The following is a 21,583-nucleotide window of genomic DNA, read 5'->3' as shown; positions in this document are numbered from 1 at the left end:
GGGTCCGTTCAGATGATCCCGAGTGAGTGCCGCCCCGCAGCTCAGCCGAGTCCGCTGTAGGAGTGCAGGCCGGTGAAGACGAGGTTGACGACGAAGTAGTTCACGAGGATCGCCGCGAACCCGGCCAGCGAGAGGTACGCGGAGCGACGGCCCTCCCAGCCACGGGTGGCGCGTGCGTGGAGGTACGCGGCGTAGATCACCCACACGACGAACGACCACACCTCCTTGGGGTCCCAGCCCCACGGCCGGCCCCAGGCGTGCTCGGCCCAGATCGCGCCGGCGATGATGGTGAAGGTCCACAGCATGAACCCGACCGCGTTGAGGCGGAAGGAGAGCCGCTCGAGCTCGCCGGACACCGGCAGGGACTCCAGCAGCCGGCCCCACAGGCCCGTCCGCGTGGCGGCAGGCGCCTCCACCGTGTCCACCCCACCGGCCGTCGCCGTGCCGGGGAGAGGCGTGCCGGTGAGGGGCGTGCCGTCGTCACCCGGCCCGGCGGCTTCGCCGGGGACGGCGTCGAGGCGGGTCCCGGTGCCGGCGTCGCCGGACGCCCGCCGCAGCTCCGCGCGCTCCTGGACGAGCTGGAGCAGCGAGAGCACCGCGGCGACGGCCAGGACCCCGGAGGCGATTGTGGCGATGGAGACGTGGATGACCAGCCAGTAGCTGGCGAGTGCGGGCTGGACGCCGTCGGCCTTGACGTAGAGCACCGACACCGCGACGCCGAGGGAGAGCAGGACGGGCCCGGTGACGAAGGTGCCGAGCACGCGCAGGTCCCGGCCGCGCTGGAGGCCGAGGAACACCGCGACGGCGATGAAGGTCGACAGGAGCGAGAACTCGTACATGTTCGCCCACGGCACCCGGCCCGCTGCCACCGCCCGCACGAGCAGGCCGGCCAGGTGCAGACCCGCCGCCACCCAGGTGGTCGACATCGCGATCCCGACGGCGCGGCGGCGCCGGCCGGCCGGGCCGCGGTCACGCAGCCCCGACAGGTCGACGGCGAAGCCCACCAGGGCCACCGTGTAGGCGGCCATCGCGCCGTAGACGAGCAGCGTGCTGAGCTGCCCGAGGTCGCTCTCCGGCATCAGTGTCCTTCCTCGGCACGGGGACCCGTGCCACCCGGGACGCCGGGAGCGGCGTCGTCGTCATTGTGCCCTGCCGGTCCGCCGGTCGGCACGGTGGCGGGCGGCCCGACGGCGCCGAGCACCCGGTCGAGATCGGCCGCCAGACCTGGGTCGTCGCCACGGGCGAGCGCCGCGGCCGAGAGCCGCGTGCCGCCGTCCGGCCCGGGAGCCAGCCGCACCCACAGGCGACGACGGGGGACGAACAGCGACCCGAACAGGCCGACCATCGCCAGCACCGAGGACACCAGCAGCGCGGTGAGGGAGGGGTCGTAGCGCAGGTCGAGCGCCGCGAAGCGCGGCAGCGACTCGAACGTCACCGTCCCGAGCCCCTCGGGCAGCTCCACCGTCTCCCCGGGCGCGAGGAAGAGGGTCACGGGTCGCTGCCCGCCGTCCGCGGACCCGGCAGAACCGTCCTCCGCGGGCTCGTACACCTGCCGCATCGCGTCGGTGTCGAGGACGTAGACGTTCTGCGGGGCGCCGTCGTCCAGACCGAGGTCGCCCGCCCACAGCGTCAGCACCATGAGCGGCGCGCTCGGGTCGGGGTGCACCGAGCGCACGCCCGCCCCGCCGTCGTCCAGGACCGCCGTCGGCAGGAACATCCCGGTCAGGCCCAGCTGCTCCTGCCCGCCGGTGACGTCCGGGACCTTGATGACCCCCTTGGAGGTGTAGACCCCGTCCTGCGGCAGGAACGGCACGGTGCCGTCGAACGCGAGCTCGCCCGCGCCGTCACGGACCGTGATGCGTGGGGCGTAGCCGTTGCCCGAGAGGTAGACGTTCGCACCGTTGACGTCGAGGGGGCGGTTGACCCGGATGTCCTCGGTCCGCTCGGTGCCGTCGGGCTCCGCGACACGCACCCGGGCGTTGAAGTCCCGGGCCTGGGCGTCCACGGTGAACGTCGAGCTGAAGTCCTCGAGGGTGAGGGTGAACGGGTCGAGGCTGTCGGTGTCGAAGAAGGTGCCGGGCTCGAAGGAGTCGTAGGCCAGGACCGAGTTGGCGAAGGACTCCCCCTCGACGACGATCGCCTGCCCGCGGAAGCTGTAGAGCTGCCCGGCGGCGAGCGAGACGAGGATGCCGACGAGGGAGAGGTGGAACAGCAGGTTGCCGCTCTCGCGCAGGTAGCCGCGTTCGGCGGTGATCCCGTCCGGGGTCACCACCGCCCGGTAGCGGCCCCTCAGCGCCGCGAGAACCTTGCCCTCGACGACGGCGGGCGTCTCGCCGAGGGCACGCTCGGCCCGCACGTCGAAACGCGAGAAGCTGCGCGGCACCCGCGGGGGCGCCGAGCGCAGCGCCCGCCAGTGCACGGCGACCCTGGGGAGGATGCAGCCGATGAGGGACGTGAACAGCAGCAGGTACACCGCCGCGAACCACGGTGAGGCGTAGACGTCGAAGAACCCCATCCGGTCCAGCCAGGGGGCGAGGTCGGGGTGCTCGAGGTAGTACTCGGTCACCGCCGCCGCGTCCTGAGGGGCCTGCGGGAAGAGGGAGCCCGGCACCGCCGCGACCGCCAGGAGGAGCAGGAGCAGCAACGCCACCCGCATGCTCGTGAGCTGACGCCACGTCCAGCGCAGCCAGCCGCGCACGCCGATCGCCGTCTGCGTGGGCCCGCCGGCAGGCCGGCCGGACTCTCCGCCGGACCCCCCGGCGGTGGGCGCGGGCTCCTGGCCCTGCCCCGCCTTGGAGCTGAGGTTCGTCGGGTCCGTGTCGAGCTGGCGAACCATCACACCACCGTCTCGAAGTCGGCGACCAGCCCCTGGAGGTAGGCCGTGAGCTCGCCCCACAGGCCGGTGACCAGGGCGATGCCGAGCAGGACCAGGAGGCCGCCGCCCAGGCGCTGGATGGTCCGGCGGTGGCGCCGGAGGAAGCCGAGGAGCCGCGCCGAGCGTGAGAACGCCATGGCGAGGGCGACGAAGGGGATGCCCAGGCCCAGGCAGTACGCGACGGCCAGGGCCACGCCGCGCGCGGGGTCCGCGCCGCCGAGGGACAGGGTCAGGACGGCCGCGAGGGTCGGGCCGATGCACGGGGCCCAGCCCAGCCCGAAGACGGCGCCGAGGACGGGCGCGCCGAGCAGACCCGCCCGGGGCGCGACGTGGGGGCGGCGCTCGTTCTGCAGCAACGGGAGGTAGCCCATGAACGCCAGCCCCATGACGATGACGACGACGCCCATGACCTGCAGGATCGTGTCCATCCGCGCCGCGAGCGCCAGCCCCACCACCGAGAAGACGAGGGAGAGCAGGACGAAGACGGCGGTGAAGCCGGCGACGAAGAGCAGCACCCCCGCGAGGAGCCGGCCGTTGCCGCGCCCCGGCCGGGCGCCGGGCGTCGAGGCCCCGGCCATGCCGCCGAGGTAGCCGACGTAGCCCGGCAGCAGCGGCAGCACGCACGGGGACGCGAAGGAGACCAGGCCGGCGAGCACGGCGACGGGCAGAGCCGCCAGCATCGACCCGTCCACGACCGTCCGCTGGAAGAGCTCAGCGATCTGCTCCCACACGGCCGGCTCAGGCCTCCTCGGCGAGGACGTCGTCGACGAGCCCGCGCAGCACCACGGGGTCGACCTGACCGAGGACGCGTGCGGCGACCCGTCCGGCGCGGTCGAGGACGACCGTGGTGGGCATCGCCTGCAGAGGCACCACCCCCTCGAAGGCGGCGACGGCGCGGGCGCCCTCGTCGTGGAGGGAGGGGTAGGGGATGGCGAAGGTGCGCTCGAAGGCCTGCGCGGTGCCGACGTCGTCGCGCGGGTTGACCCCGAGCAGCCGCACCCCCTCGCCCGCGTAGTCCTCGTGCAGCGCCACGAGGTCCGGCGCCTCCTTCCGGCACGGCGGGCAGGCGGCGTACCAGAAGTTCATGACGACGACGTCGCCGCGCCAGGTGGCGAGGTCGATCTCCTCGCCGGAGTAGCTGGTCCCCGTGTGCTCGACGGCGTCACCGCGCTCGTCGGGCGTCCACGTGGCGAACGAGCCGTCGCCCGCGACGTAGCCGGCGTCGGCCGCGCCACCGGGCGCCCCCGTCGAGCCGCCCGGCGCGCACGCCGTGAGCACCCCGGCAGCGAGCACGCCGAGCAGGGCACGCCGGGTGAGGACCCGTACCGTCACTCGTCGCCCTCGTTCTCCGCCGCCGCCGAGGTCCCCGGGACCATGTCGGTGGCACCGACGAGGAGCTCGCCGGCGGGCTCGCTGTAGCGCACACCGACGAGCCGTCGCCCGTCGAAGTCCAGGGAGGTGAGCGAGGCGAGGGCGCACTGGCGACGGCGCGGGTCGTGCACGAGGGGGAGGCGCTCGACGAACCGCCGCATGGTCCAGATGGGCAGCTGGTGGCTGACCAGGACGGCCTCGCCGCCGACCGCGGTGGTCAGGGCGCCGGAGACCGCGGCGCTCATGCGCGTGATGATCTCGGTGTACGGCTCGCCCCAGCTCGGAAGCAACGGGTTGACGTAGTAGCGCCAGTGACGCGGGTGCGCCAGCATCGCGCGGTTGCGGTTGACCGCGAGGCCCTCGAAGTGGTTCCCGGCCTCGATGAGCCGGTCGTCGGTGCCCAGGTCGAGGCCGTAGGCCTCGGCGGTCGGGCGCGCGCTCTCCTGGGCCCGCTGGAGCGGCGAGGCGACGACGGCCCGCACGTCGCTGCCGCCCTCGCGCAGGACGTCCGCGACCCGCCGGACCATCTCCTGGCCACGGTCGGAGAGCCGGTAGCCCGGCTGGCGTCCGTAGAGGATCCCGTGCGGGTTGTGCACCTCGCCGTGGCGCATGAGGTGGACGGTCGTTCGCTGCATCCCCCCAGTGTCGCAAACCCTGGGCGCGGTCCGTGCACCGGGCGCTCAGGAGGCGATGCGCTCCGACCGCTCGCCGGCGTCGGTGCCGTCCGGTGACCGCTCGCCGGCGTCGACGCCTTCCGGTGCACTCTCGTCGGCGTCGCGGCCGTCCCGTGCGTCCTCGCCGGAGCCGGCGTCCTCGGCGAGCACGGCCATGATCTCGCCGAGCTCACGCATCTGCGCCGGGGTGATCCGGTCGACCAGCCGCTCACGCACGGACTCGACGTGGTGCGGGGCGGCCGCCTCGAGGCGTGCGAAGCCCGCCGGGGTCATCGTGCAGTTCACGCCCCGGCGGTCCATGGCGCACGTGGTGCGCTCGACCAGCCCGTCCGACTCCATGCGGCGGATGGTGTGGGTGAGCCGCGAGCGCGAGTGCACCAGGTCCGCCGCCAGGGCCGACATGCGCATGGTCCGCCCCTCGGCCTCGGACAGGCGCACCAGCACCTCGTACTCGTTGAGAGACAGCCCGGAGTCGCGCTCGAGGTCGTGGTTGAGGTCCTCGAAGAGCTTCGCGGAGCCGCGGAGCAGGGCACGCCAGCTGCGCTGCTGGTCGGCGTCGAGCCAGCGGGGCTCGGTCAGGGCTGGCATGGGTCGTCCTCCTCGGCACGGCGAGTGCCTGGTCAAGTCTGGCACGGGGCGCAGCGGGACGGCAGGGGCGGTGCCGTCGGTACACGGTGGCCGCGCGCTGAGCCGGGTCACCGGCGGCTGTGGCCGCACTCACCGTCCACGCGTCGGGACAGCCCTTGCGCCGTCCCGACCCCCTCAGTATATAGTTCAAATGTCAACTACTTCGTCCCACCTGAGGAGAGCACCATGAGCACGGTTCCCAGCGGCACCTACACGATCGACCAGTCCCACAGCGACGTCGCCTTCACCGTCCGTCACGCCGGCATCTCCAAGGTGCGCGGCAAGTTCGAGCGGTTCGAGGGCCAGGTCGTCGTGGCGGAGCCCTTCACCGCCTCGACCGTGACCGTCACGATCGACGCCGCCTCCATCAACACCGGCGACGCCAACCGCGACGGCCACCTCCGCTCCGCCGACTTCTGGGACGCCGAGAGCAAGCCCACCTGGACCTTCGTCTCCACCGCGGTCGAGGGCTCGGGCGAGGACTTCGTCATCAAGGGCGACCTCACCATCAACGGCGTGACCAAGCCCGTCGAGCTCGCCACCGAGTTCAACGGCTCCGTCGTGGACGCCTTCGGCACCCCCCGGATCGGCTTCTCCGCCGAGACCGAGATCTCCCGCAAGGACTTCGGCCTCACCTGGAACGCGGCCATGGAGACCGGCGGCTTCCTCGTCGGCGACAAGGTCAAGATCGGCCTCGAGGTCGCGGCCGTGCCCGCCCAGATCGACGCCAACGCCTGACCCCCTCGCCGTCCCGGCAGCCCGCTGCCGGGACGGCACCGGTCCGACCGGACCGCACACCACCGCGACGGCGGCGCCTCGGCGCCGCCGTCGTCGTCGTCCCGGCGGTTCAGCGGTTCAGCGCCGCCAGGACCCTCGCCGGGTCGATGTGCCAGTGCCCCTGCTCGGTGCCGTCGACGGTGACGACCGGCACGAGGTCGCTGTAGCGCTCGCGCATAGCGGGGTCGGTGTCGATGTCCACCTCGGCGAAGCGCTCGCCGGTCTGCTCTGCCACCTGCTCGAGCGCCGAGCGGGCGTCGTGGCAGAGGTGGCAGCCCACCCGCCCGTAGAGCACCACGCGCGGTTGCGGATTTCTGACGTCGTCCATGCCCGCGACCCTACGTCGTAGGCTGCCGACGTGTCCCAGCCCCCTCACACCGGCGCGGCGGCGTTCTTCGACGTCGACAACACCGTCATCCGCGGGGCCAGCGCCTACCACCTCGCCCGTGAGCTCCACCGGCGCGGGTTCTTCGGTGTGCGCGACATCTTCTTCTTCGCCCGGCAGTCCGTCGCGTTCATGGTGCGCGGCGAGAGCCTCACCCGGATCGCCCGGATCAAGGCCCGCGCGCTGCGGATCATGCGCGGGCACTCCGTCGCCGAGATCATCTCGATCGGCGAGGAGGTCTACGACGAGGTGCTCGACTCCCGGGTGTTCCCGGCGACCCGGGCGCTCATCGACGGGCACCTCGGTGCCGGTCACGAGGTCTGGCTCATCACGGCCACCCCGACGGAGATCTCCGACCTCATCGCCCGACGGCTCGGCGCCACCGGTGCGCTCGGCACCCGCGCGGCGAGCAAGGACGGCTTCTACACCGGCGAGCTCGACGGCACGATGCTCCACGGCGCCGGCAAGGAGGTGGCCGTGCGGGCCCTGGTCGCCGAACGGGGCCTGGACCTCGCGCGCTGCTACGCCTACGGGGACTCCATCAACGACGCCGCGCTGCTCTCGGCGGTCGGGCACCCGGTGGCGATCAACCCCGAGCCGCGGCTGCGGCTGCGCGCCGCCGAGGAGGGCTGGCCGGTCCGCGACTTCGCTCGTCGCCGACGGTCGATGAAGCAGGACCTGCGCACCGGCGCCAGGTCGGCGAGCTGGACGGGGACGGTCTGGGCGGTCACCGCCGTCGTCCGGGCCGGCCTACGGCGCGTGCGGGGCTGACCCGGACCCGCTGCGCACGCCCGTCGGGCAGGTGACGGGCCGGGCCGGGGCGTCAGACCCGCCGGACCTGGGGGGACGTGGACACGTCCAGGGACGACGCAGGCCCGACCGTGGACGGTCGGGCCTGGGATCGCGGGCGCGTCAGCGCCGGGACGTCACTTCTTGTTGCGACGCTGGTGACGGGTCTTGCGAAGCAGCTTGCGGTGCTTCTTCTTCGACATGCGCTTGCGGCGCTTCTTGATGACAGAACCCATAGGGGACCTCGCAGGTGCTGATCGAGCGGGACACGGGCGCGCGCGGCCGGACCGGCCGCGCGCAGAACAGGGCGAGTCTACCCGCAACGCGGGCCGGCGCCGCTACCGGCGGCTGAGGGGCTCTTGCACCGGCGGGACCGGCGCCTGAACCGGTGGCTCAGCGGCTCTGGGCGCTCTCCTGGCCCCAGTCGCCCAGACCCTCGGCGATGATGTTCTCGACCGCCGCCTGCGGGACGCGGAAGGAACGGCCCATCCGCACGGCCGGCAGCTCGCCCGCGTGGACCATGCGGTACACGGTCATCTTGGACACGCGCATGAGCTCGGCCACCTCGGCGACGGTGAGGAACCGCGGCGCCCCCATCTGCTCGCCCATGCTCACCCGTCCGTCGTCTGGGCCGCCCACGGCGGCTGCCTACCGACGAAATATAGGGCCAGATCGCGCCGTACGGAAACGAATCGCCGCACCTGCGACGCGCGTGCCCCGCACGCCAGGGGCGGGCGGGACGTCTCGCCCCCGTTTTCACTGCCGTCACAGCGGCCACACAGGTGACACGGCAGCCGGCAGGACGACCGGGTCGGTATCGGAGCGCGGCAGCGGTGTCGCCGGCGGGGGCCAGCGGTGTCGCCGGCGGGGGCCAACGGTGTCGCCGACGAGGGGCAGAAGTGTCGTCGTCGGCGTGCGGTCCTCGCCTGGGGGTCGTCGTCGACGACGGGCGGCGGGCGCCGTCGACGAGCGGCGTCAGGAGGTGATCGGGTCGAGCCCGTGCCAGGGGAAGACCGCCTGACGGGTGGCCATGATCGCGCGGTCGACGGGGTCGTCGGGGTTGTACCCCTCGGCGAACGGACGCAGCGCGACCTCCTCGCCGTCGGACATCGTGTCCGGTGAGCCCTCGCCGGTGAGGTCCTCCACCCGGTCGCGCCACGCGGGGGGAACCTTCGTTCCCGGGTCGAGCGGCCGCCCCGCCACGATGGCGACCAGGTGGCTCCACGCCCGGGGCACGACGCCGACCACCTCGTACCCGCCGCCGCCGGTGGCGACCCACCGACCGCCGGCGTGCCGCTCGGCGAGCTCGGCGAGGAGGAGGGCCGCCGAGCGCTGGGCGTCGACGGAGACGTCGAGCCCGGCGAGCGGGTCCGACCCGTGGCAGTCGCACCCGTGCTGGCTGACCAGGACGTCGGGCTCGAACTCGCGCACCAGCGGCTCGGCGACGGCCTCGACGGCACGCAGCCACGCCGGTCCGGCGGTCCCCTCGGGCAGCGCGACGTTGACGGCGGTGCCCCGCGCCTGGGGTGAGCCGGTGTCCTGCGCGTAACCGGTGCCGGGGAAGAGCGAGCCGGGGTGCTGGTGGACCGAGATCGTCAGGACCCGCGGGTCGTCCCAGAACGTCCGCTCGACGCCGTCGCCGTGGTGCGCGTCGAGGTCGACGTAGGCGACCTTCCGTGCGCCGTGGTCGAGCAGCCACGCGATCGCCACCGCCACGTCGTTGTACACGCAGAAGCCGGACGCGCGCCCGGGCATGGCGTGGTGCATGCCCCCGGCGATGCTCACCGCCCGGGCCGCGCGGCCCTCCCACACCTCGCGCGCGGCGGTCACGGTCGAGCCCACGATCCGGGCCGAGGCGGAGTGGAGGTGCCCGAAGACCGGGGTGTCGCCGTCGCCGATGCCCCGCTCGGGTCGCGGCAGGCCGTCGGCCTCCGCCGCGCGGACGTCCGCGACGTAGTCCTCGGTGTGGACCAGCCGCAGGTCCTCGTCGCCGGCGACGGGCGCGGGGAGGACGCGCAGCCCGGGCCACGCGAGGACGCCGAGGTCGGCGAGGAGGTCGTGGGTCAGCTGCAGGCGCACGGGGGTCATGGGGTGGCCGACGCCGAAGTCGTAGCTGACGAGGTCGTCGGACCAGACCAGCAGCGCGTCGGTGGGCATGGCCACACCGTAGCGGGCAGGTCGCAGGCCCGGCGGGTGCGGCAGGTGCACCGGGCGCCGATGTGCCAAGGTGGCTCCACCACGGTGAGGGAGGGCTGGTGCGCAGGGCGGGTTCGGTGCGCGATTCGGCGATCCCGGGCTTCCTCGCGACCGGCCGGGACTGGGTCGACCACATCGCCCGCTCCTCCCCCGCCCGGCTGGCGCTGCTCGTCTTCGCCTCGATCATCGCCATCGAGACCGCGCTGCTCTCGCTGCCGATCGCCACGGCCTCGGGCGAGCGCGCGCCGTTCGCCGACGCGCTGTTCAACGCCACCTCCGCGGTGTGCGTCACCGGCCTCGTCACCGTGGACACCGCGACGTACTGGTCGGGCTTCGGCCAGGCCGTGCTGCTGGTGGGCATCAAGATCGGTGGCCTCGGCGTCATGACCCTGGCCTCGATCCTCGGCCTGGCGGTCTCGAGGCGGATCGGCCTGACCCAGCGGATGCTCGCGGCGTCGGAGACCAAGACCGCCCGGCTCGGCGAGGTCGGTTCCCTCGTCCGGGCCGTCGTCGTCGCCTCCCTCGTCGTCGAGGCCATCCTCACGGTCATCCTGGTGCCCCGGTTCCTGACCCTCGGCGAGTCCGTCCCGTCGGCCCTGTGGCACGGGCTGTTCATGGCCCTGAGCATCTTCAACAACGCCGGCTTCGTCGTCCTCGAGGGCGGGCTCGCCCCCTTCGTCGGCGACTGGTGGATCGGCCTGCCCATCGTCGTCGGCACGTTCGTGGGCGCCGTCGGCTTCCCCGTGATCCTCAACGTCTGGCGGGTCCGGCGCACGCCGCGACGGTGGAGCCTGCACACCAAGCTCACCCTCGTCACCTACGCGGCCCTGTTCGTCGGCGCCGTCCTGGCCGTCGCGGTGTTCGAGTGGACCAACGAGAAGACCTTCGGGCCGCTCTCGCTCAGCGAGAAGATCCTCGCCAGCCTGGTGCACGGGATCACCCCCCGCTCGTCGGGGCTGTCCACGGTCGACGTCGGGGAGATGCGCGAGGCGACGTGGTTCATGCTGGACGCGCTGATGTTCGTCGGTGGCGGCTCGGCGTCGACGGCCGGTGGGATCAAGGTCTCCACGTTCGCCGTGCTGGTCCTCGCGATCGTCGCCGAGGCGCGCGGCGACCGTGACATCGAGGCCTTCGGGCGCCGGGTGGGCTCGTCCACCGTGCGTCTGGCCGTGTCGGTGGCGTTCATCGGCTCGAGCCTGGTGGGGATCTCCACGCTTGCCCTGCTCATGCTGACGAACATGCGCCTGGACGTCATCCTCTTCGAGGTGATCTCCGCCTTCGCGACCGTGGGGCTGAGCACCGGCATCACCCCGAACCTGCCCGACAGCGGGAAGTACCTGCTCTCCGCGCTGATGTTCGCCGGCCGAACCGGCACCATGACCGTGGCCGCGGCGCTCGCCCTGCGGGAGCGCCGCCGCGTCATCCGCATGCCCAACGAGCGGCCGATCATCGGCTGAGCCCCCCGGCGGTCCGGCCGCCCGCAGCACGAGCAGGGCGGCCCGCAGCACAAGGAAGAAGGAAGCCATGGCCAAGGAGCAGTCCCGGGACTCCGGCGTGCTCGTCATCGGGCTCGGCCGGTTCGGTGCCGCGCTCGCCGCCACCCTCGACCGGCTCGGCCGCGAGGTCCTCGCCGTCGAGAAGGACGCCGCCCTGGTCCAGCAGTGGTCCAGCCGCCTGCCCCTGGTCGAGGCCGACGCCTCCAACCCCGAGGCCCTGCAGCAGCTCGGGGCGGAGGAGTTCCCGGTCGCCGTCGTCGGCGTGGGGACCTCGCTCGAGGCCTCGGTGCTCATCACCGCCAACCTCGTAGACCTCAAGATGCCGCAGATCTGGGCCAAGGCGGTCAGCGCCGAGCACGGCCGGATCCTGCGGCGCATCGGCGCGCACCACGTGGTCTACCCCGAGTACGACGCCGGCCAGCGCGTGGCGCACATGGTCTCCGGGCGGATGCTCGACTACATCGAGATGGAGGACGGGTTCACCATCGTCAAGATGCGCCCGCCCCGGGAGACCCACGGGTTCACGCTGGCCGAGTCGCGCATCCGGGAGAAGTACGGCGTGACGGTCATCGGGGTCAAGCCGCCCGGGGAGCCGTTCGAGTACGCCACCCCGGCCACCCGGATCGGTGGGGACGACCTGCTCATCGTCAGCGGCGACACCAACCTCCTGGAGACGTTCGCGCACCGGCCGTGAGGCCGGTGATCCGCGCGCCGAGAACTCAGCGCGGGGTGACCTCGCCGTCGATGGTGAACGTGATCCGGTGGCTCCCGCCGGGTTCGAGGACGACGACGTCGGTCCCTGAGCTGAACGCGTCCGGCGGGCACGTCATGGGCTCGACGGCGGCTGCCACCCGGCCCACGAGGTCACCGGAGTAGACCTGCAGCCACCGCGCGTCGGCGCGCAACCGGCTGACGACCGTGCCGTCGGAGCTGGTGAGGCTGACCTCCCACTCCCCCGCGGGCAGGCCGGTGTAGGCGTGGTCGACCTGCGCGGCGCCGAGCACGCGGCCGCCGCGGTAGTCGAGCCCCTCGTCCTCCACGCGGGCGAGCGCCACCGGGTGCAGCCGATCGTCGACCGTGAGGACCCGGGTCGCGGGCACGTCCAGCGTGCACCCGTCTACCGGCTCCAGACCGCACGTGAGGTAGGGGTGCGACGAGGCGCCGTACGGAGCCGCCGCGCCGCCGACGTTCGTGGCGGCGATGGTGACCTCCAGGCCGCCGGCGCTCAGCCGGTAGGTGACCTCCGAACGCGGGTGGAACGGGTAGCCGTAGCGGGGGAGGACGTCGGCCGCGAGCACCACCTCCTCGCCGGAGGACGAGACCACAGCGTAGTCGGTGAAGCACATGAGGCCGTGCAGGGCGCAGCCGGTGGCGTGCTCGTTGACCGGGACCTCGTGGTCCTGGCCGGCGAAGGAGTAGGTGCCCCCGACGATCCGGTTGGGCCACGGGACGAGGGTCTTGCCGGCGTAGGACGGGGCGAGCTCGTCGTCGGCCACGGGGAGCACGAGGTCGGTGCCGTCGAGGGTCAGCCGCGCCAGCGCGGCGCCGACGGTGTGGACCACGGCTTCGTAGCGGCCCGCGGACAGGCGCACGGCGGTCCCGCCGGGGTTCGGGAGGTCACTCATGGGGTGATCGTTCCAGATCGGGTCCTCGGGTGGCCGGTCGAGGCTCAGGTGCCACCGGTGTGGGCTCCACGGCCCTTGTACCGCCGCTCGCGCGGACAGCGGGAGATCCGGTCGGCGACCTCGGCCCCCGGACGCTGTTGAGATTGTGCGGCATCAAGGTCAGGATCTGTCTGCCATGACCCCTCACTTCGACAGTGGCTCCCCAGCCTCACGCGAGGTCGCACTCCCGATGGCGCGTGCCTACGTCGAGCAGCTCTGCTGGCGGTTGCCTTGGTTCAGGGACCGGGTGGCCGCCGCGGACGGTCCCCGGGTGGACCGGTCGGTGGAGTCGCTCGACGCCCTGGCTGCGTTCGTCGCGGCGAGGGCGCACGACCCCGGTCCGGTGACCGTCGAGCCGTACTGGTTCGAGGCGCCCGCGCACCGGCCTGACTGGACCGAGGTCGGCGCGGAGTGGGTCGAGGGTCTCGCCGCCGCGGTGGCCGAGGTGATCACCATGGGCACAGGCGCCGAGTGGGTCTTCGACACCGATCCTCGCTTCGTCACGGGGCACCAGCCGGTTCTGCAGGGCATCGTCAACACTCCGCAGCGGCTGGCATCGCTGGCGGTGGCCGACGTGCTGTCGGGCCGGACCGGTCGGCCACTGTCGGCGCTGGTGCGCAGGATGATCGATCAGCACGCCCCCGCCGGCCGGCTCGCAGGTGCGCCGACCCTGGGCGATGCCGACGTCGTCCGTGCCGAGGCACCCACGCCGGCGACCGCACCCCTCACGGTCGAGGTGACGGCGCTGAAGGGTGGCATGTGGGACGTGCAGGTGAGCCTGCCGGAGGAGGTCGAGGATCTGCTCGGCGGTGAGGCCCACGCGAGCCTGGAGGAGCGGTTCGCCGCCGTGCCGGGCGTGCGTGCCGTCGTGTTCGAGGACCACGACGTGGCGGTGCTCGCGACTGACGGCCTCGACCCCGAGGAGCTCCGGCACGCCCTCAACGGGGTGTTGGCGGGGCTGATCCGGGCCGACGGGTCGGTGTCACCGGACCACCGCTGACACCGACCTCAGAACTTCCGATCACCGTGGCCCACCACCTGCTTGTCGACCTCCCTCTTCCTCACGAGTCGCACTCGTCGTCCTGACGCTCGGGTCTCGGCATTGCCACGACCACGCCCCGCAAGCTCACCCCGTCGGCTCGGGTCCACATGGCCCGGGCGGGGCTACCGTTGAGATGACGGCACGTGTCCAAGGTGCAGTTCCCTGCACTCACGCGACGCCAGCAGTGCGTGCCGAATCGAGCCATCGTGACCGCCAGCCGGACGCCCACCTCCCTTCCCACCTCCGAGCACAGCGGCCGGGACCGTGACTCAGGCGCTGATCCGCATGCTCGTCCGCAGGGACACATCGGCTGGATAGTTGCCGGCTCGCTGGCCGTGGGGCTCCTCTGCGCCGTGCTGCTGGTCGCCGCTCCATTCATCCCGGCGAACGAGGACGCCGTCACCGGGGCGGTGCTGTGCGGCTTGGCGTTGGGCTGGGCGCTGTTGGCTGTGCTCTCGGTGCGGTTGACCGACCAGCCGCAGCGGTGGGCCGCAGCCCCGGCGCTCCTCATGGGCCTGGGAGGTCTTCTCCTGCTGGAGTTCGGACCCACGGTCCGTGACGTGCTCGACTGGGCCTGGCCCCCCGTCGCCTTGGCGCTCGCCATCTGGATGGTCGTTCGGGCTCACCGACGACTGCGCAGCCGCAGCAGGCGGCTGGTGCTCTATCCGGTGATCGCAACGCTCGCGCTGGCCTCCGTGGGCGGCGGCTACCAGACAGTGGCCACAGCGGCCGATGGCCGGGCGTACCCGATGCCCGGCCAGGTGTTCGACGTCGGCGGACACCGCCTCCACCTGAGCTGCTCGGGTTCCGGCGCCCCGACGGTGATTCTTCAGCCGGGCATGGGTGAGATGTCCTCCAACATGGCGCTGATCGCGCCGGCCGTGGCGCGGGGCACACGCGTGTGCGTCTACGACCGGGCCGGTCGCGGGTGGAGCGAGGCCGCCGACACCGCCCAGGACGCCGAACAGATCGCCACCGACCTGCACACCCTGCTGCAACGCGCAGACGTCGACGGGCCCTACGTCCTGGCTGGCCACTCCTTCGGTGGCCGGTACGTCCTCACCTACGCCGCGCGTTACCCCGACGAGGTCGCCGGAATGGTCCTGATCGACACCACACCACCGGCATCGGGGCCAGGGCCCGCGGTCGCTTCTTCCGACCGGCGCGACTCCTACAACGCCGTCGGTCGCGTGGCGGCTCTCGCCTCGGCCACAGCCCGCCTCGGCGTGGCCCGCCTGCAGAGCCAGTTCACGTCGGGCAACCTTCCCTCCCAGGCGGAGGGCGAGGTTCGCGCCGCCACCTCGACGGCGGCCAACTTCGGCAGCTTCGTCGAGGAGTTCGCGCGGGGGAACGCCTCAGCGCAGCAAGCCGCATCCTTCGTCGACTTCGCCGACAAGCCCCTGGTCGTGCTCACTGCCGGCGTCGGAAGTGATCCGAGCGACGCTGCGGCTCACGCCCACCTGGCCACCTTGTCGACGAACGGTGTGCACAGGGTCGTCGAGGGCGAGACCCACCAGTCGCTCGTCGCGGCCGAGGGCGGGGCGGCTGCCACCACCCAGGCGATCGTGGACGTCGTGTCGTCGGCACGCAGTGGGAACCAGCTCACCGAGTAGAGCCAGCGGCCCGCTCAGATCGGTGATCGGACCGCAGGACGCCGTACACCGGCGGCTCACCGGACCGCTGCTGAGCGCCGGTATCGATCCTCGTCCTGACGACGAGCCGCCTACCGCTCATCGGCGTGGGCGGACCTCGTGGGGTCGTCTCATCGCGCCACAATGCTCGGTACGTTCTCTGCATGAGTCGCGTCGTGCTGATGTGTGGTCCCGCCGGAGCGGGCAAGACGACGTACGCCAAGCAGCTGGAGAACGGCGGCATGACGCGCCTGTCCTTCGACGTCGAGATGTGGCATCGCGGCATCTCGACGGCGGTGCTCCGACCTGAGGAGCGAGCAGACATCGAAGCGACCCTGCAACAACGACTGCTCACCCTGGTCGCAGAGGGACGAGACGTCGTCCTGGACTTCTCATTCTGGTCACGTCAGATGCGCGAGGAGTGGAGAAGGCTGTTGCGCCCCACGGGAGTCGTCCCTGAGACCATCTACCTCGCCACGGACCGAGACACGGTGCTCCGGCGCATGCGGGAGCGACGGGGCGACCACTCGGACGACTACGCGCTCGACGAGTCCACGGTGGCGCACTACTTCGACCACTTCGAGGCCCCCACGCCCGACGAGGGGCCACTCACCGTCATCCACTGACCATCCGCTCGTCGGCGTCACGGGGCGCGTCCCCGCCGGGTGTCAGCACGCGGGCTCGGCCGTGCGGAAGCACCCCGCTCGGCCGTGCGGAAGCACCCCGGCTCAGCCGTTGCCGGGCTCCGGTCGCTCGACGACGAGGTGGCGCCGCTCGGCGTAGCGCTCGAGGACGACGGGCGTCGGGTCGGCGTCGAAGGTGGTGACCGTCGACGTCGTCCAGGCGGGCGGCTCCTCGGTGCCCGCGAGCACCCACGCAGCCTGGCGGGCGGCGCCGTCGGCGACGTACTCCCCCGGCTCGGGGACCTCGACAGGGGTGCCGAGGACCGCCGGGGCGATGCGACGGACCGCCTCGGAGCGGGCGGAGCCGCCGATGAGTCGCACGCGCTCGACCGGCACGCCCTGGTCGCGCATGGCGGCGAGGCCGTCGGACAGGCCGCTGAGGAGTCCCTCGACGGCGGCGCGGGCGAGGTTCTCCCGCGTCATGCCGGCGAGCGACAGGCCCAGGAGCGACCCGGTCGCCCAGGGCAGGTTCGGTGTGCGCTCACCCTCGAGGTAGGGCACGAGCGTGAGCCCGGCGGCGCCGGGATCGGCAGCGAGCGCGAGCCGCGCCAGCTCGGCGTGGTCGACCCCGAGCAGCCGGGCCGCGGCGTCGAGGACTCGCGAGCCGTTGAGCGTGACGGCGAGGGGAAGGAACTGCCCCGTGGCGTCGGCGAAGCCGGTGACCAGACCGCTGGGGTCCTGCACGGGCTCGCGCGAGATCGCCGAGACGACGCCGGAGGTCCCGATGGAGATGACGACGTCACCGGGCACCATGCCCAGGCCCAGGGCGGCACCGGCGTTGTCGCCCGCCCCCGGCCCGAGGACGAGGTGGCCGAGACCGGCGCCGCCGTCGCCGTGACCGGCCACGGCCCCGGGGCCGAGGACCCGCGGCAGGACGATGCCCTCGACGTCGTCGCGCCGCAGGGCCAGGGCGAGCAGGTCCCGGCGGTAGGCACCGCGAGCGGTGTCGAAGTAGCCGGTCCCCGAGGCGTCGGACCGGTCGGTGACGAGGGTGTCGAAGCTCGCCGCGCCGGAGAGCCTCCACGTGAGCCAGTCGTGGGGAAGGGCGACGGCGGCGATGCGCGCAGCGTTCTCGGGCTCGTGGTCGGCGAGCCACCGCAGCTTCGTCACGGTGAGCGACGCGACCGGGACGGACCCGGTGGCCTCCGCCCACGCGGCGGCGCCGCCGAGGTCGGCGACGAGGTCGTCCGCCGCCCCGGCGCTGCGGGTGTCGTTCCACAGCAGCGCCGGGCGGATGACCTCGCCGTCGCCGTCGAGCGCGACCATGCCGTGCTGCTGGCCGCCGACCGCGAGGGCGGCGACGTCGTCGAGCCCCCCGGCCGCGGCGACGGCCGCCTGGAGGGCGTCCCACCAGGCGGCTGGGTCGACCTCGGTGCCGTCCGGGTGCGGCGCCTGGCCGAAGCGCCGCAGCGCCCCGGTCGCGGCGTCGCGGACGACGACCTTGCAGGACTGCGTCGAGGAGTCGATCCCGGCGACCAGCGTCTCGGCCATGGGTGCGCTCAGCCGATGAGGTGGTTGATCGCGAGCTGGTTGAGCCGGACGAAGCCGAACTCGCGCTCACCGGCGGCGTCGGCGTCGAAGTCCTCGAACGCGGTGCGGTCGGCGAGGAGGTCGGCGAGGGTCTCCCCCTCGGCGAGGGTGGGCCTGGACAGCTCGAGGACGCCGGCCTGCTCGAACGCGGCCTGGACCTCCGGGTCGGCCCGGTAGGCCTTGGCCTTCTCCGCCAGGCCCAGGTACATGGCCATGTTCGCGCGGGCGGAGTCCCAGACGCCCTCCATGCCCTCGGTGCGGGAGGGCTTGTAGTCGAAGTGGCGCGGACCGGTGTAGGTGGGGCCGCCACCGGGGAAGCCGTTCTCGATGAGGTCGACGGTGAAGAACGCCGAGAGCAGGTCGCCGTGGCCGAAGACGAGGTCCTGGTCGAACTTGATGGACCGCTGGCCGTTGAGGTCGATGTGGAAGAGCTTGTCCGACCACAGGGCCTGCGCGAGGCCGTGGGTGTAGTTCAGGCCGGCCATCTGCTCGTGCCCGGTCTCGGGGTTGAGGCCGACGATGTCGCCGTTCTCGAGCTGGGCGATGAAGCCCAGCGCGTGGCCGACGGTGGGCAGGAGGATGTCGCCGCGGGGCTCGTTGGGCTTGGGCTCGAGGGCGATCCGGAGGCCGTAGCCCTTGTCCTTGATGTAGCCCGCGACGGTGTCGATGCCCTCGCGGTAGCGGTCGAGGGCGGCGTTGACGTCCTTGACCCCGTCGTACTCGCTGCCCTCGCGCCCGCCCCACATGACGAAGGTCTCGGCGCCCATCTCGGCCGCGACGTCGACGTTGCGCAGGATCTTGCGCAGCGCGAACCGGCGCACGGAGCGGTCGTTGGAGGTGAACGCGCCGTCCTTGAACACGGGGTGGGAGAAGGTGTTGGTGGTGACCATCTCCACGACCAGCCCGGCGTCGTCGACGGCCTTCTTGAAGGTGCTGTAGATGCGGTCGCGCTCGGCGTCGTCGGAGCCGAAGGGGACGACGTCGTCGTCGTGGAAGGTCACGCCCCAGGCGCCGAGCTCAGCCAGCTTCGTGGCGTACTCCCACGGGTGCAGGGCGGGCCGGGTGGCGTCACCGAACTGGTCGCGGGCGGTCCAGCCGACGGTCCAGAGGCCGAAGGAGAAGCGGTCCTGGGGGGTGGGGGTACGCATGGCATGACTCCTCGTCGAGTGTGTTTTGTTTCTGGGTGCAACTTATACGGGGGAACGGCTATCGTCAACCCATGCCGACTCCGCCTGTCACGACCCGCGACGGCGCGGGCACGCCCGCCGCCGAGCGGTCCGGGCAACCCGCGCACCGCCCGGACGGACCCGGCGACGATCGGCCGGGCCCCTCGGACCCGAGTGCCGGCCCGGGCACGGACCCGGCTGCCGGCCCGGCCGGCGCCCGCCAGGGCGCCCTGCGCGAGTACAACCTCGCGGTGCTCGTCCAGGAGCTCTTCGGGTCCTCCACGGCGCGCTCGCGCGCGGACCTCTCCGCCCGCACGGGGATGACCCGCTCCACCGTCTCCCGGCTCGTCGAGGACCTGCTCGCCGCCGGGATCGTCGCCGAGAACCCTGCTCCGGCGGGCCGGCGCGGCCGGCCGGCGGTGCCGCTGAGCGCCGCGCCCGGGACGTTGCTCGGCCTGGGGCTGGAGGTCAACGTCGACTACGTCGCGGGCCGTCTCCTCGACCTGCGCGGCGCGACCGTGGCCGAGCGCCTCGTCCCGTCGGACATGCGCGGCTCCGACCCGGCCGTGGTGCTCCCCGCCCTCGGTGACCTCGGCCGCGAGCTCGTGACCGAGGCCGGCCCGGCGGCCCGGCTCGTGGGTACGGTCCTCGCCCTGCCGGGCCTCGTGGACTCCCCCGCCGGCCGCCTCCTGCTCGCCCCCAACCTCGGCTGGCGCGAGCTGCGGCCGGCGCCGCTCCTCGGGGCGGACCTGGGCGAGGTGACCATCGCCAACGAGGCCAAGCTCGCGGCCCTCGCCACGGCGACCGAGGCGCCGGGCCGCCTCGGGCCGGACCGGACGTTCCTCTACGTCTCGGCCCAGGTGGGCGTGGGCTCCGCCGCCGTCGTCGACGGCGAGGTCATGACCGGCCCGCACGGGTGGGCCGGGGAGATCGGCCACTTCAGCGTGGAACCCGGTGGTCCGCAGTGCCGGTGCGGCGCGCGGGGCTGCCTCGAGCAGTACGCCGGCAAGCAGGCCCTCATGGTGGCCGCCGGGCTGCCGGTGACGGCGAGCGCCGCGGACCTCCTCGCACGGGCCGACGGGCCGGACGGGGCGACCGCCCGGGCGGCCCTCGAGCGGGCCGGCTGGGCACTGGGGATCACGCTCGCCGGCGCCGTGAACCTGCTCGACATCGACCAGATCCTCCTCGGTGGTGAGCTCGCCCCGCTCGCCGAGCGCCTCGCCCCCGCGGTCGAGGCGGAGCTGCGCGCCCGGGTACTGGCCGCCCCCTGGGCGACCCTCTCGGTGCGGGCCGCCGGGCACGACCCGGCGCTCGCGGCCCGGGGCGCCGCCCTCACCGCGCTGGCCACGGTCGTCGAGGCCCCCGCGCGCTGGGTCCCGGCGGCCCTGCCCGCCTGACGGCCGGCTACCCCTCGCCCTCCGGCGGCCAGGGCACGACCGGTCCGAGCAGGGCGTTCGCCCACGCGCCGTGGACGGACTCGTCGTCGCTGGGGTGGAACAGGCCCGCGAGGACGTCGCGGTAGAGCCGCGACAGCTCGTGGCCGTTGGAGTACGACGAGCCGCCCGACGCGCGCACCGTCTTGGTCACCACGTCCAACGCCACCTCGGTGGCACGGGACTTCAGGGCCGAGAGCTGAGGCATCCACAGGGTGCCGCGGTCCGCCCCGGCGTCGACGTCGCGGGCGAGCACCTCGATCTGCGGGAGCACGCCGTCGAGCTGGATCGCCGCGTCCGCGAGACGCCACCGGATGTCGGGGTCGTTGGAGTACGGCGCCCCACCGTTCTTGAGCGAGGTCCGCCGCCGCACCCCGGCGACGGCGACGTCGATCGCCCTCCGCGCGATCCCCGTGTATACCGCCGCGAGCAGGATCTCGAAGTTCGCGAAGATGCCGAACACGAACGGGTCCGTCGTCGGCCCCGGCGGGATCCGACGCACGATGCGGTCGGCGGGTGCGTGGGCGCCGTCGAGCACGGTCGTGCAGGACTGCGACGCCCGCATCCCCATGACGTCCCAGTCGTCCTTGACGCTCACGCCGCCGCCGTCGCGGCGCACGAATCCCCACACGTTGCGCGGACCGTCCGGACCGGCCGTGTCGGCCCCGAACGTCCCCAGCCGGGTCCAGGCCGGGGAGAGCGAGGTGAAGATCTTCGTGCCGTGGAAGGTGTACCCGCCCTCGCCGTCGGGCCGCGCCTGGCTCTGCGAGCCGAAGAGCACCAGGTCGTTGCCGGGCTCGGACACGCCGAACCCGAAGATCTCCCCCGCCGCGGCCTCCGTCAGGACGAAGTCGGCGGAGGAGTCGCCGCGGGCGTTGAGGCCCCGGGCGACGCCGACCCAGACGTGGTGCATGTTGACCGCCAGGGCCGTCGCGGGTGCGGCGCCGGCCAGGCGCATCTGCTCGGCGGCCATCTCCGCCAGGGTGAGGCCCGCGCCGCCGAACGCCTCCGGGACGAACGCGGTGAGGTAGCCGGCGTCACGCAGCTCGGCGAGGTCCTCGTCGAAGAACCCGTTCGTCTCGTCGTAGTGGGCGGCGCGGGCGCGGATGCGCTCGAGGAGGTCCTCGGACAGGATCTGACGGCTCATCGTGCTCCTTCTCGCGGTCGGTGGTCCTCCTCGACCCTACGCGGGCTCGCGCGTCGGGCGACGGCCCGGCCGGACGCGGGGAGCGACATCAAGGCGA

Annotated in this window: 22 protein-coding genes; 8 read left to right on the top strand and 14 right to left on the bottom strand. The window is 73.1% G+C overall.

What is annotated here, in order from left to right; genetic code table 11:
• Positions 1-41: 41 nt before the first annotated feature.
• The 6 genes from ccsB to AAEM63_RS03115 are packed head-to-tail and all read right to left on the bottom strand — an operon-like array spanning position 42 to position 5,508.
• Positions 42-1,079 carry a c-type cytochrome biogenesis protein CcsB gene (gene ccsB / locus AAEM63_RS03140; RefSeq protein ID WP_341360234.1) on the bottom strand — a complete coding sequence of 346 codons (1,038 nt, stop codon included), beginning with the start codon at positions 1,077-1,079 and terminating at the stop codon, positions 42-44.
• Positions 1,079-2,836, bottom strand: coding sequence for a cytochrome c biogenesis protein ResB (locus AAEM63_RS03135; protein ID WP_341360233.1), 1,758 nt, complete (start codon positions 2,834-2,836; stop codon positions 1,079-1,081). The genes ccsB and AAEM63_RS03135 overlap by 1 nt, the downstream gene beginning before the upstream one ends.
• Positions 2,836-3,606 (bottom strand): cytochrome c biogenesis protein CcdA, encoded by a 771-nt coding sequence (locus tag AAEM63_RS03130; RefSeq protein ID WP_341360232.1) that lies wholly within the window; start codon positions 3,604-3,606, stop codon positions 2,836-2,838. The genes AAEM63_RS03135 and AAEM63_RS03130 overlap by 1 nt, the downstream gene beginning before the upstream one ends.
• A 7-nt stretch (positions 3,607-3,613) precedes the next feature.
• Positions 3,614-4,207, bottom strand: coding sequence for a TlpA disulfide reductase family protein (locus AAEM63_RS03125; protein WP_341360231.1), 594 nt, complete (start codon positions 4,205-4,207; stop codon positions 3,614-3,616).
• Positions 4,204-4,881 (bottom strand): histidine phosphatase family protein, encoded by a 678-nt coding sequence (locus AAEM63_RS03120; RefSeq protein ID WP_341360230.1) that lies wholly within the window; start codon positions 4,879-4,881, stop codon positions 4,204-4,206. Before AAEM63_RS03120 ends, AAEM63_RS03125 begins: the two co-directional genes overlap by 4 nt.
• A gap of 45 nt (positions 4,882-4,926) precedes the next feature.
• Positions 4,927-5,508: a MarR family transcriptional regulator gene (locus AAEM63_RS03115; protein ID WP_341360229.1), complete on the bottom strand. Its 582-nt coding sequence runs from the start codon at positions 5,506-5,508 to the stop codon at positions 4,927-4,929.
• 225 nt (positions 5,509-5,733) lie between these two features.
• Between AAEM63_RS03115 and AAEM63_RS03110 the strand changes: the two genes are divergently transcribed.
• The gene (locus AAEM63_RS03110) at positions 5,734-6,285 is read left to right on the top strand and encodes a YceI family protein (protein ID WP_341360228.1); all 552 of its coding nucleotides are present in this window, start codon (positions 5,734-5,736) and stop codon (positions 6,283-6,285) included.
• Positions 6,286-6,394: 109 nt separating this feature from the next.
• On the opposite strand, the gene AAEM63_RS03105 is transcribed toward AAEM63_RS03110, so the two are convergent.
• Complete coding sequence (locus tag AAEM63_RS03105; protein ID WP_341360227.1) at positions 6,395-6,652, bottom strand: glutaredoxin family protein; 258 nt, start codon at positions 6,650-6,652, stop codon at positions 6,395-6,397.
• 30 nt (positions 6,653-6,682) lie between these two features.
• Here AAEM63_RS03105 and AAEM63_RS03100 point away from each other — a divergent pair, with 30 nt between their 5' ends.
• A complete protein-coding gene (locus AAEM63_RS03100) occupies positions 6,683-7,480 on the top strand; it encodes an HAD-IB family hydrolase (protein WP_341360226.1) in 798 nt (265 codons plus the stop codon).
• 155 nt (positions 7,481-7,635) lie between these two features.
• On the opposite strand, the gene AAEM63_RS03095 is transcribed toward AAEM63_RS03100, so the two are convergent.
• From AAEM63_RS03095 to AAEM63_RS03085, 3 genes are all read right to left on the bottom strand, one after another.
• On the bottom strand, positions 7,636-7,734 hold the full coding sequence (locus AAEM63_RS03095) for an AURKAIP1/COX24 domain-containing protein (protein WP_005504750.1): 99 nt from the start codon (positions 7,732-7,734) through the stop codon (positions 7,636-7,638).
• A 157-nt stretch (positions 7,735-7,891) separates the two neighbouring features.
• A complete protein-coding gene (locus AAEM63_RS03090) occupies positions 7,892-8,107 on the bottom strand; it encodes a helix-turn-helix domain-containing protein (protein ID WP_123920416.1) in 216 nt (71 codons plus the stop codon).
• A gap of 366 nt (positions 8,108-8,473) precedes the next feature.
• Entirely contained in the window at positions 8,474-9,655 is a 1,182-nt protein-coding gene (locus AAEM63_RS03085; protein WP_341360225.1) for an acetoin utilization protein AcuC, read from the bottom strand.
• 98 nt (positions 9,656-9,753) lie between these two features.
• Here AAEM63_RS03085 and AAEM63_RS03080 point away from each other — a divergent pair, with 98 nt between their 5' ends.
• Positions 9,754-11,151 (top strand): potassium transporter TrkG, encoded by a 1,398-nt coding sequence (locus AAEM63_RS03080; protein WP_341360224.1) that lies wholly within the window; start codon positions 9,754-9,756, stop codon positions 11,149-11,151.
• A gap of 67 nt (positions 11,152-11,218) precedes the next feature.
• Positions 11,219-11,884 (top strand): TrkA family potassium uptake protein, encoded by a 666-nt coding sequence (locus AAEM63_RS03075; RefSeq protein ID WP_341360223.1) that lies wholly within the window; start codon positions 11,219-11,221, stop codon positions 11,882-11,884.
• Positions 11,885-11,909: 25 nt separating this feature from the next.
• Here AAEM63_RS03075 and AAEM63_RS03070 read toward each other — a convergent pair whose 3' ends face one another.
• Complete coding sequence (locus AAEM63_RS03070) at positions 11,910-12,815, bottom strand: aldose-1-epimerase (protein ID WP_341360222.1); 906 nt, start codon at positions 12,813-12,815, stop codon at positions 11,910-11,912.
• A gap of 229 nt (positions 12,816-13,044) precedes the next feature.
• Between AAEM63_RS03070 and AAEM63_RS03065 the strand changes: the two genes are divergently transcribed.
• From AAEM63_RS03065 to AAEM63_RS03055, 3 genes are all read left to right on the top strand, one after another.
• A complete protein-coding gene (locus AAEM63_RS03065) occupies positions 13,045-13,854 on the top strand; it encodes a hypothetical protein (RefSeq protein ID WP_341360221.1) in 810 nt (269 codons plus the stop codon).
• A 185-nt stretch (positions 13,855-14,039) separates the two neighbouring features.
• Positions 14,040-15,509 carry an alpha/beta fold hydrolase gene (locus AAEM63_RS03060; RefSeq protein WP_341360220.1) on the top strand — a complete coding sequence of 490 codons (1,470 nt, stop codon included), beginning with the start codon at positions 14,040-14,042 and terminating at the stop codon, positions 15,507-15,509.
• Between the two features lie 182 nt (positions 15,510-15,691).
• On the top strand, positions 15,692-16,153 hold the full coding sequence (locus tag AAEM63_RS03055; protein ID WP_341360219.1) for an ATP-binding protein: 462 nt from the start codon (positions 15,692-15,694) through the stop codon (positions 16,151-16,153).
• A 102-nt stretch (positions 16,154-16,255) separates the two neighbouring features.
• Here the strand turns inward: AAEM63_RS03055 and xylB are convergent, their stop codons facing one another.
• Together xylB and xylA are read right to left on the bottom strand one after the other, a co-directional pair.
• Complete coding sequence (xylB, locus tag AAEM63_RS03050; RefSeq protein WP_341360218.1) at positions 16,256-17,701, bottom strand: xylulokinase; 1,446 nt, start codon at positions 17,699-17,701, stop codon at positions 16,256-16,258.
• Between the two features lie 8 nt (positions 17,702-17,709).
• The gene (gene xylA / locus AAEM63_RS03045; RefSeq protein ID WP_341360217.1) at positions 17,710-18,888 is read right to left on the bottom strand and encodes a xylose isomerase; all 1,179 of its coding nucleotides are present in this window, start codon (positions 18,886-18,888) and stop codon (positions 17,710-17,712) included.
• A gap of 71 nt (positions 18,889-18,959) precedes the next feature.
• Between xylA and AAEM63_RS03040 the strand changes: the two genes are divergently transcribed.
• On the top strand, positions 18,960-20,303 hold the full coding sequence (locus AAEM63_RS03040) for an ROK family transcriptional regulator (protein ID WP_341360216.1): 1,344 nt from the start codon (positions 18,960-18,962) through the stop codon (positions 20,301-20,303).
• A gap of 7 nt (positions 20,304-20,310) precedes the next feature.
• Here the strand turns inward: AAEM63_RS03040 and AAEM63_RS03035 are convergent, their stop codons facing one another.
• A complete protein-coding gene (locus AAEM63_RS03035; RefSeq protein WP_341360215.1) occupies positions 20,311-21,486 on the bottom strand; it encodes an acyl-CoA dehydrogenase family protein in 1,176 nt (391 codons plus the stop codon).
• Positions 21,487-21,583 lie beyond the last annotated feature (97 nt).

Origin of the sequence: Georgenia sp. M64, from assembly GCF_038049925.1 — a bacterium.
Taxonomy (GTDB): domain Bacteria; phylum Actinomycetota; class Actinomycetes; order Actinomycetales; family Actinomycetaceae; genus Georgenia.
Note: the sequence above shows the minus strand (reverse complement) of the source record. Positions and strands in the feature narration are given on the sequence as shown.

Bases quoted from the DNA above. Each gene is read 5' to 3' on its own strand.
- ccsB (WP_341360234.1), bottom strand. From the start codon at position 1,079: ATGCCGGAGAGCGACCTCGGGCAGCTCAGCACGCTGCTCGTCTACGGC.
- AAEM63_RS03135 (WP_341360233.1), bottom strand. From the start codon at position 2,836: ATGGTTCGCCAGCTCGACACGGACCCGACGAACCTCAGCTCCAAGGCG.
- AAEM63_RS03120 (WP_341360230.1), bottom strand. From the start codon at position 4,881: ATGCAGCGAACGACCGTCCACCTCATGCGCCACGGCGAGGTGCACAAC.
- AAEM63_RS03115 (WP_341360229.1), bottom strand. From the start codon at position 5,508: ATGCCAGCCCTGACCGAGCCCCGCTGGCTCGACGCCGACCAGCAGCGC.
- AAEM63_RS03110 (WP_341360228.1), top strand. From the start codon at position 5,734: ATGAGCACGGTTCCCAGCGGCACCTACACGATCGACCAGTCCCACAGC.
- AAEM63_RS03105 (WP_341360227.1), bottom strand. From the start codon at position 6,652: ATGGACGACGTCAGAAATCCGCAACCGCGCGTGGTGCTCTACGGGCGG.
- AAEM63_RS03095 (WP_005504750.1), bottom strand. From the start codon at position 7,734: ATGGGTTCTGTCATCAAGAAGCGCCGCAAGCGCATGTCGAAGAAGAAG.
- AAEM63_RS03090 (WP_123920416.1), bottom strand. From the start codon at position 8,107: ATGGGCGAGCAGATGGGGGCGCCGCGGTTCCTCACCGTCGCCGAGGTG.
- AAEM63_RS03085 (WP_341360225.1), bottom strand. From the start codon at position 9,655: ATGCCCACCGACGCGCTGCTGGTCTGGTCCGACGACCTCGTCAGCTAC.
- AAEM63_RS03075 (WP_341360223.1), top strand. From the start codon at position 11,219: ATGGCCAAGGAGCAGTCCCGGGACTCCGGCGTGCTCGTCATCGGGCTC.
- AAEM63_RS03070 (WP_341360222.1), bottom strand. From the start codon at position 12,815: ATGAGTGACCTCCCGAACCCCGGCGGGACCGCCGTGCGCCTGTCCGCG.
- AAEM63_RS03065 (WP_341360221.1), top strand. From the start codon at position 13,045: ATGGCGCGTGCCTACGTCGAGCAGCTCTGCTGGCGGTTGCCTTGGTTC.
- AAEM63_RS03055 (WP_341360219.1), top strand. From the start codon at position 15,692: ATGAGTCGCGTCGTGCTGATGTGTGGTCCCGCCGGAGCGGGCAAGACG.
- xylB (WP_341360218.1), bottom strand. From the start codon at position 17,701: ATGGCCGAGACGCTGGTCGCCGGGATCGACTCCTCGACGCAGTCCTGC.
- xylA (WP_341360217.1), bottom strand. From the start codon at position 18,888: ATGCGTACCCCCACCCCCCAGGACCGCTTCTCCTTCGGCCTCTGGACC.
- AAEM63_RS03040 (WP_341360216.1), top strand. From the start codon at position 18,960: ATGCCGACTCCGCCTGTCACGACCCGCGACGGCGCGGGCACGCCCGCC.
- AAEM63_RS03035 (WP_341360215.1), bottom strand. From the start codon at position 21,486: ATGAGCCGTCAGATCCTGTCCGAGGACCTCCTCGAGCGCATCCGCGCC.